Below are 15,392 nucleotides of genomic sequence, written 5' to 3' on the forward strand. Positions count from 1 at the left end.
CCGTAAGATCAGTCAGCGACAGACATGCTTTTCAGGACATCGCCTTCCCACTCGTATTTCAGGCCCTTGCGTCCCTTGTGATAACCGCGCTGGAAGGCGTAGCCATAGAGCAGGGGAAGCGAAACGCTCGGTTCGACAAAAGCCATCGCAAAATTGGCCTCTTTATTGACCTTGCCCCAGGACTGCGCTTCCGCCAGCGTACTGCCGCTCAGCCCGCCCCAGTGCGGCGAATCCGTCGTCAACTGCAAGGCGTATTTGTGCCCGCCCGTGTCCTTGCCGAAGATATAGGACATCACCACAGAGTCATTGATGTAGTTTTTGGGCACGCCGCCCGCCACATAAAAGGCGGAGGTGCGTGGCGATGCAACGACGAGTTGCGTCAATTCATAGTTGTCTCGAATCGAATCGATCAGGATCGGCGTTCTGCCATTTTTACGCGCATGATAATAATGCTCGGTAAGACCAATGCCAATGCTGGAATCGTTGAGAGCTGGACAGAAAATGGGAATGCCTTTTTTGCGCGCCGCAACCAGAATGGAACCCTCGTCGTCGATTGTCTCGGAAAGGCCGTGGATGAACTCGCGACTCGAATAGCTTCCCGGTTTCAGAGTGTCCGCATACCTGGCAATGACGGAATCGTATTCGACGAACAATTCATCGTCGACATAGGTGTCGTAAATACGATTGATCAGCAAATCGCGTAATTTGGTGTCGTCGGCGTTGGGACTGCCATAATAATGTCCGCCGCCCAATGCGCCATAGAAATCCTGATATAAAATGGCGCCTGTGGATACGATCGCATCGACCATATTGTTCGCCACAAGGTCGCGAATGACTGTGCGCAAACCCGCGGCGATCAAAGGACCGGCCATTCCCAGAATGATGGTCGGACGTTCTTCGTCCGTCAGCATTTTCTGAAACACGCCAGCCGTCAACCCAATATTACGCGCCTGAATGGATGTCGATTGAAAGCTCTCCACCAGATCGGCAACGCTCTTGACCTTACTGTAATCAACGGGCGCGATTCTTTCACTCAACAACTCGTCCTTGCGCGCCTGCTCTTCAGGTGAAAAGCCGCCCTCGGGTAGCAAGATTTTTTTATCTACCATTGATCCGCTCCAAAAATTCAATTTAAAAGCGGCTATAGTAACATGGAATAATGGGGAGGAAAAAGAAGCGGACAAAAAAAACACCCCCGGCGCGCCGGGGGCGGATTCAAAACACAGCGATTACAGGCGGGAGCAGAGGTCGGAGGAATGACTGCCGGTGTCGACGCTTTCGATCGCTTCCTTTATTTTACCTTGTTCGTCAATCACATAGGTGATGCGCGACGCATAGCCGTCGTCTTTCGATTTGACGGCATGATAGGCGAGAGAAATTTCCTTGCTCTCATCACACAACAGCGGATAAGGGAAAGAAAATTTCTGCGCAAAGGCGTTATTGGCTTCGACGCCATCGACGCTGACGCCGAGAACGGCGGTATTACCCTGAACAAATTTTTCGTAATCGTCTCTAAAACCCTTGCCCTCTATGGTGCAACCGGGCGTATCGGCTTTCGGGTAAAACCACATCACGACTTTCTTGCCTTGAAAGTCCTTCAGGTTCACCGTATTGCCATTATGGTCTTTCACTGAAAAATCTGGAGCCTGCGTTCCCACTGCGAGCATATCTATCTCCTTTCGGTCGGGTGTGAGTCATAAGATTTTACAAAAGGTCTTGTGAATTAGATGCCGGGAAAGCGCGAGGGAATCAAATAAAGCGCTTATTTATTCCGCTCTGGAAGCAAGGATGCCCTCGCCAATGATCAAATCCTCCGGTCGCGTGACCTTGATATTCATTTCCGATCCCGTAACGATGGCGACCGGCAATCCCAGCCGCTCCACCAGCGAGGCTTCATCGGTGCCGTAAAAGGAATCCTCCTGCGCCTTTTGAAACGCTCGTTCCAAGACGTCGCGACGAAAGGCCTGCGGCGTCTGCACCCGCCATAAATTTTCCCGCGGAATGGTTTCCTTGACGCGCCCTTCCGCATCGGCCCGTTTCAGTGTGTCCGAAAGCGGCACCGCGACAATGGCCGCGCCATGTTGTTCTGCGGAGCGGATCACGGACTCGATCATTTCTCGGGTCGCAAAAGGACGCACGCCGTCATGCACTACGATCAGTTCCGCCGACGCATCCACCGCCTGAAAGCCGTTGAATACCGAATCCTGACGTTGCGCTCCGCCTGCGACGACTGCGCTGAGAACCATAAAATCGGGAAGGTATTCGCGCCGCACCGATACAACATCGGCTTCGGGGATCGAGAGGATCACGGAATCGATCAGGCCGCAGGACTGAAACACTTCCAGCGTGTGGCGCAGGATCGGCTTGTCGCCCAGGGTCAGGTACTGCTTGGCTTGCGTCCCTCCCATGCGAACGCCCTGCCCTCCGGCTGGAATGATGGCCGCGACTTTCACGATTTCACACTCGCTAGACTATGCATTGAAATCCATCACATCAAGTTTCAAAAAGAATTTCGAAAGCTTCTTCAAAAATTATTCGCAGAGCAACTCTACACTGAATCCTTGAAGACGACTCAGGTTTCAAAAAGAATGTCGAAAGCTTCTTCAAAAATTATTCGCAGAGCAACTCTACACTGAATCTTTGAAGATGACTCAGGTTTCAAAAAGAATGTCGAAAGCTTCTTCCAGCGTCTTCACCGGGTAAATTTTCAAGGCGGTTTTCCGTTCCGACTTCTCGTTACGCGAAGAAAAAGGCACCACGCAGTTTTCAAAACCCAGCTTCTCCGCTTCCGCCAGGCGCGTTTCCAACTGGTTGACGGGACGCACCTCGCCGGTCAAACCGACTTCCCCCATCACCGCCGTTTTGGGCAGGCCCAGGTGATTGCGAAAACTGCCCGCAATCGCCGCCGCTACGCCGAGGTCTCCCGCCGGTTCTGACAAGCGAAAGCCGCCGACGATGTTGATGAAAATGTCTTCCCCCTGCAAGGCCAGTCCCAGTTTCTTTTCCATGATGGCGATGAGCAGAGCCAGGCGGTTCTGATCGAAGCCCGTTCCCATGCGACGCGGCATGCCAATGGAATTGGAGGCCGCGGCAAGGGCCTGAACTTCCACCAGTAAAGGACGACTGCCCTCCAGACTGGAAACGATGACCGATCCGGGCGAGTCGGCGCGTCGCTCGGATAAAAAGATTTCCGACGGATTGTCCACCTCTCGCAGTCCGCCGTCGCGCATTTCAAACACGCCCAGTTCCGGGGTCGGACCGAAACGATTTTTCACCGCGCGCAGGACGCGATAGCCCGCGCCGCGTTCGCCTTCAAAATAGATCACCGTATCGACGATATGCTCTAGGGATTTTGGGCCGGAGATCGCACCGTCTTTCGTGATATGTCCAACAAGGAAGCCTGGGATGGAATGCGCTTTAATGTATTGCAAGATGCGGAACGCCGTTTCCCGCACCTGGCCGATACTGCCGGGGGCGGAGGAAAGTTCGTTCGTATAAAAGGTCTGGATCGAGTCGAACACCATCACATCTGGCTTGACCTTGTCGAGAAGGTTCAGAACGTCTTCGATGCAGATTTCAGAGCAGACCAGAAAATTGTCCGACACGGCGCCCAGACGCTCGGCGCGTTGCTTGATCTGTGTAGGCGACTCTTCGCCGGAAATATAGAGCGCTTTTTTCCCCTGCGAAGCGAACCCGGCAAGACATTGCAATAGCAGAGTGGATTTGCCGATTCCCGGATCGCCGCCGATCAAAGTAAGGGAACCTGGCGTCAAACCGCCGCCCAGCACCCGGTCCAACTCTCCGATACCGGTCGGCGCGCGCACAACGTCCACCGCCTGAATTTCCGACAGCGCCATGACCCCTTTGGCCGGGCCTCCGTGCATGGGTCGCGCCTTGGTAGTTTTGCTGGGAGCCGATTCTTCGGCCAGCGAATTCCAGCCTTCGCAACCGGGGCATTTGCCCATCCATTTAGAAGACTGGTGCCCGCAGTTTTGACAGACAAAGATAGAAGTCGCTTTTGCCATGAGCAGATTGGGAAGGGGTCGCAGGTTTCAGTAAAAAACTACAGGAAGGATAGAAGGCGGGCTTGAAAATTTCAAGCTCGCTTTTCAGAAAAATGTAAAATCAGCGGAATGTGGATCAGCGCTTGCCCGAACCCGACAGGGATTCAACGGTACTTTTGATATCGTCGTTTCGGGAGATATTCACGTTCGCCTTGCGTCTCAAATCCGCCAGCGCTTCCAGAATCTTTTTGACGTCATCCTGGCTCACCCCGCTTCCGCCGGATGACTGGATCAAGGATTTAAGGGCGCTCTGCTCTTGCGCCATGGCTTTCAGGATATCGATGAGCTTGGACAATTTCTGATTGGAGTTATCGATTTCGGAACGGCTGGCGACCACGCGTTCTTCCAGAGACGCCGCGTGAGAAACCACCGCCTTCGAAGAATCGATCAACTGATCCATTTTCTTATTGGCGACAATGCCAGCATTTTCCAGATTGTTCACGCCCACTCGCATTGCGTCCAGCGAAGTCTGACTGGCCTGTCCCTGACCATGCAAGGCGTTGATGGCCTTGGCGATGCTCGCCAGTTTCTCATCGGCAACGCGCAAATTGGAATCCACCAGCGCAATGTCTTTGGCGCTCTTGTCGACTTGAGCGACCACTCCATCCTGCTTCTGCGCCTGCGCATCCAGACGCGCAACGACGACGTCCTTCAACTTGGCAATCATTTCTTTGCTCAATGCAAGGTTCTGTTCGGTTCGTTCCAGACCGCCCGCCATAGCGCGCGTCTGCTTTTGCGTTTCCGCGTTGACCAGCAAGTCTTGCTTCAAAATTTCGATCATTTCCTTGTTCAGCTGGCCGTTCGAAAGATTCAGCGTCGTGATCGTTTCGGTCAACGTTTTCACATTCGCTTTCATCTGCTCGCGGTTCGCGTTGAGTCCGGACTGGTGCGAATCCAGAGCCACCTGCAAAGAGGTTCTTAATTTCTCCAGATCGGAAACGAGGGCGTCCCGGCTCTTGCGGCTCTCCGCGCTGACGGCGGGAATCAGATCCACCTTGATCAGTTTTTCAAGGTTCGACTGCGAGGATTCCAGTTTCGAGTTCTGCGAATTCAAGGAAGCGACAACCTGCTTCAACGAGTCCTGATTGCTTTGATTGAAATTATCAAAATTTTGTTTCGAGTTCTGTTGCAACACGTCGATCTGGTTGGCCAACTCCTGCTTCAGGCGATCAAAGGTCGCCGCCAGCTCAACGCGAAATTTTTGATTGTGACCGTCCTGCCGTTCCATTTCGCCGCGAAGAATCGATTGCAAATTCGCAGAGCTGTTTTTAACCCCCAACTCCAGATCGCCAAGACGCGACAGCGCCTGCCCCAGCTCGACCTGATTTTTCTGAGTCGCGCTGCGGTTCCCCTCGAGTTCTGCGTTGATATTCTGTATGGCGTTTATCAAGGCCTCCATTTTTCCCTGCGTGTCCCGTTGCATCGACTCGACGGAGTTCATCCGATCCTGATCGAGGGATTGCAGACGCGCGTTTATTTTTTTAATTTCGAGAAAAATATTTTTCCAGTTCTCCTCGTCATTATCAAATAAACCGGCGTGAGCCGTCGCGGAAGAAAAGAAAATTAGAATGGCCAAAGAGGCGCTTTGCAGAATTCGAATGGGCGTCACGTCAGATCACCGTATTTAATTAAGGGGGGAATCCCGGGGAGCTTATAAACAAGCTCCCGCAACAGACCATACGCCTGTTGCGGGAGCCGACTTTTATCGCCGTTCGGCTTTTGGGGAAAGAAAGCCGGGTAACGGAAAACTACTCAGACACCATGAAGTGTCCGCGTCGGTTTTCACGCCAGCAATTTTCACCGCTCTCAAAACAAAACGGTTTCTCTTCGCCATAACTGATGGTGTGAAGTCGATCGCCGGAAACGCCTTTCGACATCAAATATTTCTTTACAGCATTGGCTCGTCTTTCGCCAAGCGCAATATTGTAATTATTGGTGCCGCGCTCATCACAATGCCCTTGAATTTCAACCTGAACATTAGGATGTTTTTTCATGTAGTCTGCATTTTGATCCAGAACGCTTTTCGTTTTTCCATCCAGGTCGAACTTGTCATAAGAGAAGAACACGTCGCCCAGATTGGAGGTCGATTTGAAAGGCAACAAACGCGCTTCCTGAATCGCTTCGCCCATTTGGCTGGATGTCATTCCGTTTTTACCACCGTTGCCGTCAAAACTTCCGGAATAGCCGTCGCCAGGCTCTTTGAACTGTCGGTTCCCCGAACCGTTCCCGCCAGGTGCATTTTCTGCAAAACCATTACTGCTTCCGCCATTCGCGGAAAAACGTCCCGCATAACCGTCGCCGGGCATCGTCATATCTCCGCCGTCGCCGCCGAAGTCAGCGCCGCCGCCAGACGAAAAGGAACCGCCCGCAGAATCCATTCCATTGCCCGAAGACATGGCGTTGCCAGATGAATCGGTGCTACGCTCGCTGAACACGCCTCTTTCCATCTGAGGATCATCCGCAAATGAACCATTTGCTCCATCCATTGCCGACGACCCATCTCCATTAGAAGAGGAACCACTGGATGAGAAACCTGATTCTGACATGGAATCAGAACCGCTCGCCATTTCTATTTCCGGCGGCATCAACTTTTTGGAACAAGCCGACATCAACCAACACAATACGAACACTATTAAAATCTTAAACCAATGTTTATTCTTCATAAAATCCTCGACTAAAATTTCCCCAATAAATTTCACTTTGAAACCATAAAGAAAAAATTTAATGCTTTCAGGTTAATCATTTTTTATCAGTAATTTACACGCATTTTGATAATATAATTTAATATAATTATATGGATAATTCAACATTTTTTATAGTTTTTTTGTAACCCTCGCATAATCAAAGTTTTTGATTTTAAAGGTTTAAGGGTTTTTCAGCTTCCCTCCAGTTAAATTTTTAACTAAAAAATGGCCTATTTAAAATAGAATTGTCAAAATTAGTAACACAATGGACGAGCATTGTATTCTGCAGAACAAACATGCTCACCTCGGAAATGGCGACCAGGCCGGCGCGGAATAACGCCCGGTTCCTCCTGCGACCTCAGGGGTGACACGGCGTTCATCTTCGCCCAGCAAGCGTCTGGCATAAATCTGCGAGGAACCGCCGCGCACCTTGGTATAGGCCAGATAACGCCCATCGGGCGACCATGATGGATCTTGATTATCTGCATTGCCCGAGGTGAGCTGGCGCGTCGTGCGCGTCGCCATATCATAGACCTTGATTTGCATATGCTCGCCTACCATCGAGCTGTATGCGATATGGTCGCCATCGGGAGACCATGCAGGGTCATCATTATAATTGGAGCCTGTTGAAATTTTTTCAAGCCCCCCTTTTTCCCCCTTATCGGCGCTCATCACATAAACTTGTGGGCGCGCCGCACCCGAACGGTCGGAGGTGAACACAATGCTCTTGCCATCCGGCGACCAATCAGGCGATGTATCGATATTAAAATTCGCCGTTAGACGTTTTTCCTTAAACTCATCGGTCAAAATATAAATTTCTGAATTTTCATCTTTGCTCAAGGTCATCGCAATCCGCTTGCCATCTGGCGACCAGGTTGCGGTGGAGTTCAACCCAGGAGACTCCCTTAAAATTTTGCGAACCCGTTTGCCTGCCGTATTGATCATCACCAGATTGGGATTGTTCTTGTAATAGGTGGTATAGGAAATCCATTTTCCATCTGGAGCCCACGAGGGACTGAGATTGATGGTCTCATCATGAGTGAGCTGTTGTTCGTTGTGGCTGTCAAAATCAATCGCAAACACTTCTTTGATGGGGATGATCCCCTCCTCGCCGCCTCGTGTGACTTTTTTCTTTCGCGTCTCTTTAAGATACACGATCCTTGAATCGGCGACGCCGCGCTTACCCGTCAATTGAAGAACCATTTCGTCGGCGAAGCGATGCGCCATCCGGCGCAGGAAAAAGTCCGAAGCGCGGTACATTTTGCCCAATACGAACATGCCGCTTTCCACGTCGAACACTCGGAACGACAGGGTCACAATACCTTCCGCATCGTCGGATTCGATCTTGGTCTTCACCAACCACTGCGCCCCGCTTTGGCGCCAGGCCTGATAATCGACCACATCCAGCCCCCGTTCCGCCTTATCCAGAGCGGCAAAGCGATTGGAGTCGATCGGGCGAAAGAATCCTGAAATCTTCAGATCATTTTCCAGGACACGGTGCGCTAAAACGGCGTGTTCCGCAACGGAGGTAGAAGACCCGTTTAGTTCAAATGCAACGACAGCCACCTGCAATTCTGGACGTGTCTCGCGTTCCAGATTCAGACGAAACTCAGCCTGCCCCCATGAATTCACAGGGAAGAAGGCGCAAACGATCCACAATGTCGCAATCATTATTCTCATAGAGGCCTCAGCTTTTTTCTGGCTTGTAGGTAAAGTTCAACGTTAAATGCATGTTTGCCATATCAAGTCCTTCGGGAAAGGGGGGAAGAGGCTCGGCATCCAGAATAGCCTGGACCGCCAGCGAATCTAAATGCCTGTTCCCGGAACTTTTTATCAGACGCGGCTTATCGATATTACCCTTCACATAAATATAAAACGAAACCTGAACGGATCGGTTTTCGGACCCCAAAGGCGTTTTCCATTTCTCATCCACCTTTCGCTGTATCAACGCAACATACATCGCCTGTAGATTCTGCCCGCCGCCGCTGGAACCATTGTCAACGCCGACCGGAGGGTTGGCCGTGATTGAATTTTTCGATCCTGAAGCCGGGGCCGACGATTCTACGGCAACTGCCAGCCCGCGAAGCCCCTGAGTCGAAGGGGCCCGGGTCTGCACTTCCACGGGAGCGGTTTTAATATCCACAGAGTCGGCAGTCGAACCTGACAAGGATTCAAGACTTTTGACAATAGCGTCAAGGGCTTTCAAGTCGCCTTTCTCCCGCTTTGACAAGGGGGCCAACTGAGGCGCTTTTGCAGAATCTTCAACCCTCGGTTTGTCCATCGAATCGGCCTTGTTCCGTTTCGCCTGCAACGCGTTCAAAGCGGTCAAGCGCTCCAGTTCTTCAAGTCTCTCCAAAGCCGAGAGCGTGGGCGAAGGCGCCGGCGCTTTTTTATTTTTCAGGGCCTCAAATTCTGCGTCGCGCAACGCCTGTGCATCATCCGCCGACTTTCGAGCGGCCTCCACGCGGCTCTTTTCCTTCATCTTAAATTTTTCAAAATCCTGAATCGGCGCTTCGGGAATCGGTTTGGGCGGAGCCGGTTGCTTCTTTGTCTGCGTCTGCTTGACTTCATCCAAAGCGTTTAATTTTTCCTGGAGCTTGAGCGCATCAGCCGTTTGCTTCGCGCCGTTGACCCGGGGTTGCAGGCGAGCCACCTGATCCAATTCCTCCACCAGACTTTTCTTCGCCGCCTCGCCGCCGCTCAATTCATTCAGCAAGGCCAGCGCCTTGTTCTCTGGCGCCTTTGCAGGGGCGGTCTTCTTCTCCGTAACGGGCTTGGGAGGGGCGATTTTCTTTGTCGGCGCCGACGCTTCCGGCTTGGTCGCTATCGGCTTTGGACTTATCGCCGCAGAAGGCGGCGTTTCAAGCGCCACCGTTTCGCCGGAGCTTGCAGGCGCCTGAATGTTTTCGCCTGACGCCGCGCCGGGCAACTCCACCACGGCGACATGAAAGACCGGCAACTCAATCGGATTTCGCAAAACCTGTTGCGGCAGGTAAAACGCCAGGGCCATCAGCAAAAGATGAAAAAATACCGAGGCGACCAGCATCTGATTGAAATCGGCTGTCCGCTGCATACCCTGCATCCTCATCCCTCGGAAGGTTCGGTCACCATGCCAATGTTTAAAACGCCTGCTCGCTTGATGGTCGCCAGCACGTGCATGACAAAACCGTAATCCAGCATTTTGTCGGCTCTCAGGTAAATCTCGCCTTTCTCATTTTCTGCATGATAGGTTTTCGCCCGCTCCGTCAAGCCTTGCAGACTGTCTATTTCCTCTTCGTCCCAGAACATGCGTTTATTGCTTTTCACGGTGACGGTGGGAACCGGTTTGGACTTGATCGGCGCGATCGACTCCTCGGGAAGTTGAACCTCCATGCCGTGCTTCATCAAGGGCGCGGTGATCATGAAAATGACCAGTAGAACCAGCATCACGTCGACAAAGGGCGTCACGTTGATCTCTGCCATCAACGGCCTGCGTTTACGCATCATGAAAATTTTCCAGGAGGGATTAGGGTCATTTCTATCGTCGAGGGCATTTGTTTATGCTTCATGAATTTTCGGGTGATTCGCGTGAAATGCAATTCAGCGGGTCGAGTCTGGATTCGCCATTTCCTGAGGGGAGACGGACCAGTTTTTCTCAGTCAGATAAAGGAAATCATGGGAAAAGTCATCCATCGAGCTGGTGAACAGGCGTATCTTGTCGTTCAGGTAATTGAAGAAAATAACCGCCGGTATCGCCGCGACCAGTCCAGCCGCCGTCGCAATCAAGGCTTCGGCGATTCCAGGAGCCACGCCGCCAATGCTTGCGGTGCCTTTCACGCCAATCGTTCGAAACGAATGCATGATGCCCCACACGGTTCCAAACAGGCCGATGAACGGAGACGCGCTTCCGGTCGTTGCGAGAAATTCAAGCCGGTTAGACAAGGATTCGATTTCGCGATTGATCGCCTTGTTCATTGCCAGACCAATGCCTTTGATATCCAACGGAGTGACCGTCGGGACGCCAGGAACCACTGCCTGGCCTTTATCCACCTTGGCTTTCTTGGTCATTTCCTGAAAATAATACAATTCCCGGTAACCGGTCAGAAAAACCCGGGCAACAGGGCTGTAACTCAATTCCTGCGCATAACGGTAAACCTGGGTCAGGTTTTGAGAAGCCGCAAATTTTTCCAGAAATTTACGATCCTCGTTTCTTGAATTTTTATAAACCATCATTTTTTGCAGGATGATGGCCCAAGACAAAATAGAAAATAAAAACAGGATGACCAACACCGCCTTGCCGACAGGCCCGGACTGCAGGACTAGCTCGGAAATTCCAAACGACGTTCCAGCGATAACATTCTCCACATTAACCCCATGTTCGCCTGTGCCTTCCAGGCCAAGCCATGATTCTTAAGTTATTTATTTTCAACAAACTAAAACATTGTCGACAATAAAAGGATAGAAAAACAAAAAAGTGATGTCAATTCAAATGAGGGGGAAACGAAAGGGAAACTTCTGCGGCGGATTTGCGTGAAACGACGCCAGCCGACCAGCAATCGAAAAATCAAACGTCCGCCGCGTCTTCAGTTTTTTACACGTTCCTGATAATCGCCCGAAGTCGTGGAAATCCGGATCACCTCTCCGGTTTCGATGAACTGAGGCACGTTGACAACCAGACCCGTCTCCATCGTTGCAGGCTTGCCCGAACCGGACACCGTCGCCCCTTTCATCGGGGGATCCGTTTCGGTGATCCTCAACTCAACCGTTTCCGGCAGAGAGACTCCGATCGCCTTTTCTTCATAAAACTCCATCTGAACTTTGGTATTGGGCAACATGAACTTGATCACGTCCTTGAGCAAATCCTCTTCGACGAAGACCTGATCGTAGGTTTCCAGATTCATGAAGCAATACCCGGCGGGATCTACGTATAAATATTCCATCTCCGCTTGTTCCAAAGCGGCGCGCTCGACCTCTTCATCGGCGCGAAACTTGACTTCTGTCTGGTTCCCGTCGCGCAGACTTCTGAGCTTTGCCTGACAAAAAGCGCGCTTGTTGCCCGGGGTTCTGTGTTCCGCCGACATGACGCGGTAAAGTTGGTTATTGTACTTAATCACATAACCCGGTCGTATTCCGTTGCCGCTAACGTATGCTACCATTCAAGTATTCTCCAAATTCCTATAAATGATTCTTTGTTGGCGATTATAACGGGCGCCGGGTTAGAATCAAGAAAAATCCGGTCGATCCGGGTTCGCAAACCCAATGGCTCTCAATGAATTGTCCGCTCTGCCTGTCCAGCCAAACCGCTTTATTTCTCGAAGGAGACCAGCGCGAATATCAGGCCTGCTCTGTCTGCGCGCTGATTTTTGTTCCGTCGAGCCATCACCTGCCTTTGGATGAAGAGCGGGCGCGTTATCTGGAACATGAAAACAGTCTGGACAACCCCGGCTACGTCAACATGTTTCAGAAAAAAATTGATCTGCTACAATTGCACTGCCCGAATATCACCCGCATTCTTGACTATGGATGCGGCTACGAGCCGGTATTGAAAGCTCTGCTCAAGCGGGCCGGTTTTCAGGCCGAAGGCTTCGACCCTTATTTCTTTCAGGAATGGGACAAAAACGCGCGTTACGATCTGGTCATTTCCACCGAAACCGTCGAGCATTTCAGCCAACCCGGCAAGGAACTGCAAACCATGCTATCGGCTCTGGCCCCACGGGGATATCTGGCGCTGATGACGCGCTTTTACCCATCCCGCGACCGCGAGCACGACCGGGATGCATTCAGCGACTGGTACTACAAGCGAGACCCGACCCATGTCGCGTTTTACGGCCCGGCGACTTTCGACTGGATCGCCGACGCCCTGGCCTTGAAAATCATCCACACGAACGACTTCGATTTCATTATCATGCAAAAAACCTTGTAGGCTGAACGCCGGGTGCGTTAAATTGAATCTTTTTTGAAACCAACTTTTAATAAAGGAACTGAGAAACATGGCGGGAGAATATATTTTCACAATGCAGGAGATGAGCAAAACATACGGCGCAAAAACCATTCTCTCCAACATCAACCTCAGTTTTTATCACGGCGCGAAAATCGGCATCGTCGGCGACAACGGCGCGGGAAAATCGACGCTCCTGCGCATCATGGCGGGGGAAGATAAAGAGATCGACGGCAAGGCCCAACTGCTCAAAGGATGCCGCGTCGGATACCTGCCTCAGGAACCGCGTCTGGCTCCAGACAAAACCGTGCGCGAGAACGTCGAGGAAGCCTTCGCCCATATCAAACAGTTGATCGAAGAATTCAACGCCGTCAGCGCCAAAATGGCGGAGCCGATGGACGACGACGAAATGCAGAAAGCCATGGATAAAATGGGGCGCCTTCAGGACGAGATCGACGCCGCCGACGGTTGGGAACTGGATCGCCAGGTCGACGTCGCCATGGACGCGCTGGTCCTGCCGCCGGACGACCAAAAAGCCGACACCCTGTCGGGCGGCGAAATCCGTCGCGTGGCCCTGTGCAGTCTGCTCCTGCAGAAACCCGACATGATCCTGCTCGACGAGCCGACCAACCATCTCGACGCCGAAACCGTGCAATGGCTCGAAGACGCTTTGAAAGAATACCCCGGCAACGTCATCGTCTCCACGCATGACCGTTATTTTCTCGACAACATCACCAAATGGATTCTGGAACTGGACGGCGGTCGCGGCATTCCCTTCGAAGGCAATTACTCCTCCTGGCTGGAACAGAAAGCGGAACGCCTGAAGCACAAGGAGAAATCTGCAAGCGATCTGCAACGCCGCCTGCTCAACGAGCTGGAATGGGTGCGTTCTACGCCCGGCGCGCGACGCAAAAAGAACAAAGGACGCGTCAAGGAATACGAAAAACTTTCCGCTCAAAATGTCGACCTGAATGAAAATTCCCTCGATATCCAAATCGCTCCTGGCCCGCAACTCGGCGAACTGGTCATCGAAACCAAGGGTTTGACGAAGGGATATGGCGACAATCTTCTGATCGATAACCTCGACCTAAACATTCCGCGCGGCGCGGTGGTCGGTTTGATCGGCCCCAACGGCGCGGGCAAGTCCACGCTGTTCCGCATGATCGTCGGCGAAGAAACGCCGGACGCGGGCGAAGTCAAAATCGGCCCGTCTGTCGAGCTTTCTTACGTCGACCAGCATCGGCACGAACTCGACGGCGACCGCAGCGTTTTCGAGGAAATCACCGGCGGGACCGAGCATATCGAAGTGGCGGGCAAAACCATCAACGCGCGTTCTTATGTAGGCAAATTCAATTTCAAGGGCACGGATCAGCAGAAAAAGGTCTCTCAACTCTCCGGCGGCGAGCGCAACCGGGTTCATCTGGCCAAGCTCCTGCGACGCGGCGGCAACGTTTTATTGCTGGACGAACCGACCAACGATCTCGACGTGTCCACCCTGCGTAATCTGGAAAACGCGATCCTGCATTTCAGCGGATGCGTTCTGGTCATCAGCCATGACCGTTATTTTCTGGATCGCATCTGCACCCACCTGCTGGTTTTCGAAGGAAACAGCGGCGTGCGCTGGTTTGAAGGGAACTGCGAGGAGTATCTGGAAAAACGCAAACAGGAGTTGGGCGGGCGCAACGAAAACCGTCGTTCCAAATACAAAAAACTGACCTTGCGATAATTCGCCGCGTCAGCGGGAAAAACTGCGGATATAAGCCACCAGGCTCCAGGCTTCGTCCGTCGTCAAATCCTTGAAGGCGGGCATGGACGTTCTGGGAGAGCCATTTTTGATGATCCAGAACAACTGCCCGTCGGAAATACCTTTCATCGTCTCGGCGCAGGCAAAATTTCTTGCCGGCGGGAAACTTTCAAAATCCGGATCGCCCAACCCGTTTCCCTGATCGCCATGACAGACCTTGCAGGCGATGGGTTTTGATTGTGTCTCGTAGAGGGCGCGACCTTTTTCCAACGACGCGCCGTCGCCCCCCTGCATCGCCTGAAATTTCGCCGGGGCCGAGAGGGTTTTTCGCGCCTGCGGACAATTTTCGTCCGCGCTTGAAACCGCTATCGGAGCGCAACTCACACCAAACGCGACCAGCGCCGCTACCATCAACCTGCCGCTATTTTCCGTCATTGCATTGACCTTTCGCGATTGATCCCGAAGCTTTTAATAAACTCGATCAGATCCCATATCTCGCCGTCTGAAAGCGTCGCCTTGTGCGGCGGCATCGCCGTGCCGCGCGAACCGTTCTGAATGATCCAGAACATCTGACCGTCGGACAAACCGCGCATCGTCTCGACGCAGGTGAAATTGCGCGGCGGTGGGTTCATCCCCGGCGCCAGACTGCCATTGCCGTTGCCGCGATTGCCGTGACACAGGCGGCAAGCCGTCGGCTTCGCGTCTTTATAGTACAAACGCTTTCCGCGCTCAACGGCTTCGGCGTCGCCCAGAGCCGGATTTGCAAGAGCGCTCACATCCCTGGGCGCCGGGCGAGTCTCCCGGTTCTGAGGACAAATGCCGGACGCCAGCAGAATTCCTTTCGGCGACTGGATTGCAGGCGCCGCGCCGGAGTACATAGCGGCGACGGCGGTTGAATCCATCGTCAAGACCAGAATCCCGCACAGAATGAAGCTCTGCAAGAAATGTCGCCCGAGACTGGCAGAGACGGACATCCGACCCGT

At 52.5% G+C, this 15,392-nt stretch carries 15 protein-coding genes; 2 read left to right on the forward strand and 13 right to left on the reverse strand.

What is annotated here, in order from left to right; translation table 11 throughout:
* Positions 1 to 8 precede the first annotated feature (8 nt).
* From G3M78_00395 to efp, 11 genes are all read right to left on the reverse strand, one after another.
* Positions 9 to 1,109 carry a deoxyhypusine synthase gene (locus G3M78_00395; GenBank protein QPJ63947.1) on the reverse strand — a complete coding sequence of 367 codons (1,101 nt, stop codon included), beginning with the start codon at positions 1,107 to 1,109 and terminating at the stop codon, positions 9 to 11.
* A 120-nt stretch (positions 1,110 to 1,229) separates the two neighbouring features.
* Positions 1,230 to 1,667 (reverse strand): peroxiredoxin, encoded by a 438-nt coding sequence (locus tag G3M78_00400; protein QPJ63948.1) that lies wholly within the window; start codon positions 1,665 to 1,667, stop codon positions 1,230 to 1,232.
* Between the two features lie 99 nt (positions 1,668 to 1,766).
* Complete coding sequence (gene ispD, locus G3M78_00405) at positions 1,767 to 2,453, reverse strand: 2-C-methyl-D-erythritol 4-phosphate cytidylyltransferase (protein ID QPJ63949.1); 687 nt, start codon at positions 2,451 to 2,453, stop codon at positions 1,767 to 1,769.
* Between the two features lie 198 nt (positions 2,454 to 2,651).
* The gene (radA, locus tag G3M78_00410; protein ID QPJ63950.1) at positions 2,652 to 4,025 is read right to left on the reverse strand and encodes a DNA repair protein RadA; all 1,374 of its coding nucleotides are present in this window, start codon (positions 4,023 to 4,025) and stop codon (positions 2,652 to 2,654) included.
* A 115-nt stretch (positions 4,026 to 4,140) separates the two neighbouring features.
* A complete protein-coding gene (locus G3M78_00415) occupies positions 4,141 to 5,673 on the reverse strand; it encodes a hypothetical protein (GenBank protein ID QPJ63951.1) in 1,533 nt (510 codons plus the stop codon).
* A gap of 139 nt (positions 5,674 to 5,812) precedes the next feature.
* Positions 5,813 to 6,550, reverse strand: a complete 738-nt coding sequence (gene pal / locus G3M78_00420; GenBank protein QPJ63952.1) for a peptidoglycan-associated lipoprotein Pal — start codon at positions 6,548 to 6,550, stop codon at positions 5,813 to 5,815.
* 498 nt (positions 6,551 to 7,048) lie between these two features.
* Complete coding sequence (locus tag G3M78_00425) at positions 7,049 to 8,428, reverse strand: hypothetical protein (protein ID QPJ63953.1); 1,380 nt, start codon at positions 8,426 to 8,428, stop codon at positions 7,049 to 7,051.
* A 7-nt stretch (positions 8,429 to 8,435) separates the two neighbouring features.
* The gene (locus G3M78_00430) at positions 8,436 to 9,821 is read right to left on the reverse strand and encodes a TonB family protein (GenBank protein ID QPJ63954.1); all 1,386 of its coding nucleotides are present in this window, start codon (positions 9,819 to 9,821) and stop codon (positions 8,436 to 8,438) included.
* Between the two features lie 11 nt (positions 9,822 to 9,832).
* A complete protein-coding gene (locus G3M78_00435) occupies positions 9,833 to 10,234 on the reverse strand; it encodes an ExbD/TolR family protein (GenBank protein QPJ63955.1) in 402 nt (133 codons plus the stop codon).
* Positions 10,235 to 10,327: 93 nt separating this feature from the next.
* Positions 10,328 to 11,092, reverse strand: coding sequence for a protein TolQ (gene tolQ / locus G3M78_00440; protein ID QPJ63956.1), 765 nt, complete (start codon positions 11,090 to 11,092; stop codon positions 10,328 to 10,330).
* 218 nt (positions 11,093 to 11,310) lie between these two features.
* The gene (gene efp / locus G3M78_00445; GenBank protein ID QPJ63957.1) at positions 11,311 to 11,883 is read right to left on the reverse strand and encodes an elongation factor P; all 573 of its coding nucleotides are present in this window, start codon (positions 11,881 to 11,883) and stop codon (positions 11,311 to 11,313) included.
* A gap of 113 nt (positions 11,884 to 11,996) precedes the next feature.
* Here efp and G3M78_00450 point away from each other — a divergent pair, with 113 nt between their 5' ends.
* Complete coding sequence (locus G3M78_00450; GenBank protein QPJ63958.1) at positions 11,997 to 12,650, forward strand: class I SAM-dependent methyltransferase; 654 nt, start codon at positions 11,997 to 11,999, stop codon at positions 12,648 to 12,650.
* 67 nt (positions 12,651 to 12,717) lie between these two features.
* Complete coding sequence (ettA, locus tag G3M78_00455) at positions 12,718 to 14,391, forward strand: energy-dependent translational throttle protein EttA (GenBank protein QPJ63959.1); 1,674 nt, start codon at positions 12,718 to 12,720, stop codon at positions 14,389 to 14,391.
* A 9-nt stretch (positions 14,392 to 14,400) separates the two neighbouring features.
* On the opposite strand, the gene G3M78_00460 is transcribed toward ettA, so the two are convergent.
* Both G3M78_00460 and G3M78_00465 read right to left on the reverse strand, forming a co-directional pair.
* The gene (locus G3M78_00460) at positions 14,401 to 14,844 is read right to left on the reverse strand and encodes a cytochrome c (GenBank protein QPJ63960.1); all 444 of its coding nucleotides are present in this window, start codon (positions 14,842 to 14,844) and stop codon (positions 14,401 to 14,403) included.
* The gene (locus tag G3M78_00465; protein QPJ63961.1) at positions 14,841 to 15,383 is read right to left on the reverse strand and encodes a c-type cytochrome; all 543 of its coding nucleotides are present in this window, start codon (positions 15,381 to 15,383) and stop codon (positions 14,841 to 14,843) included. Before G3M78_00465 ends, G3M78_00460 begins: the two co-directional genes overlap by 4 nt.
* Positions 15,384 to 15,392: the final 9 nt, after the last annotated feature.

This window comes from Candidatus Nitrohelix vancouverensis (assembly GCA_015698305.1).
Taxonomy (GTDB): domain Bacteria; phylum Nitrospinota; class Nitrospinia; order Nitrospinales; family VA-1; genus Nitrohelix; species Nitrohelix vancouverensis.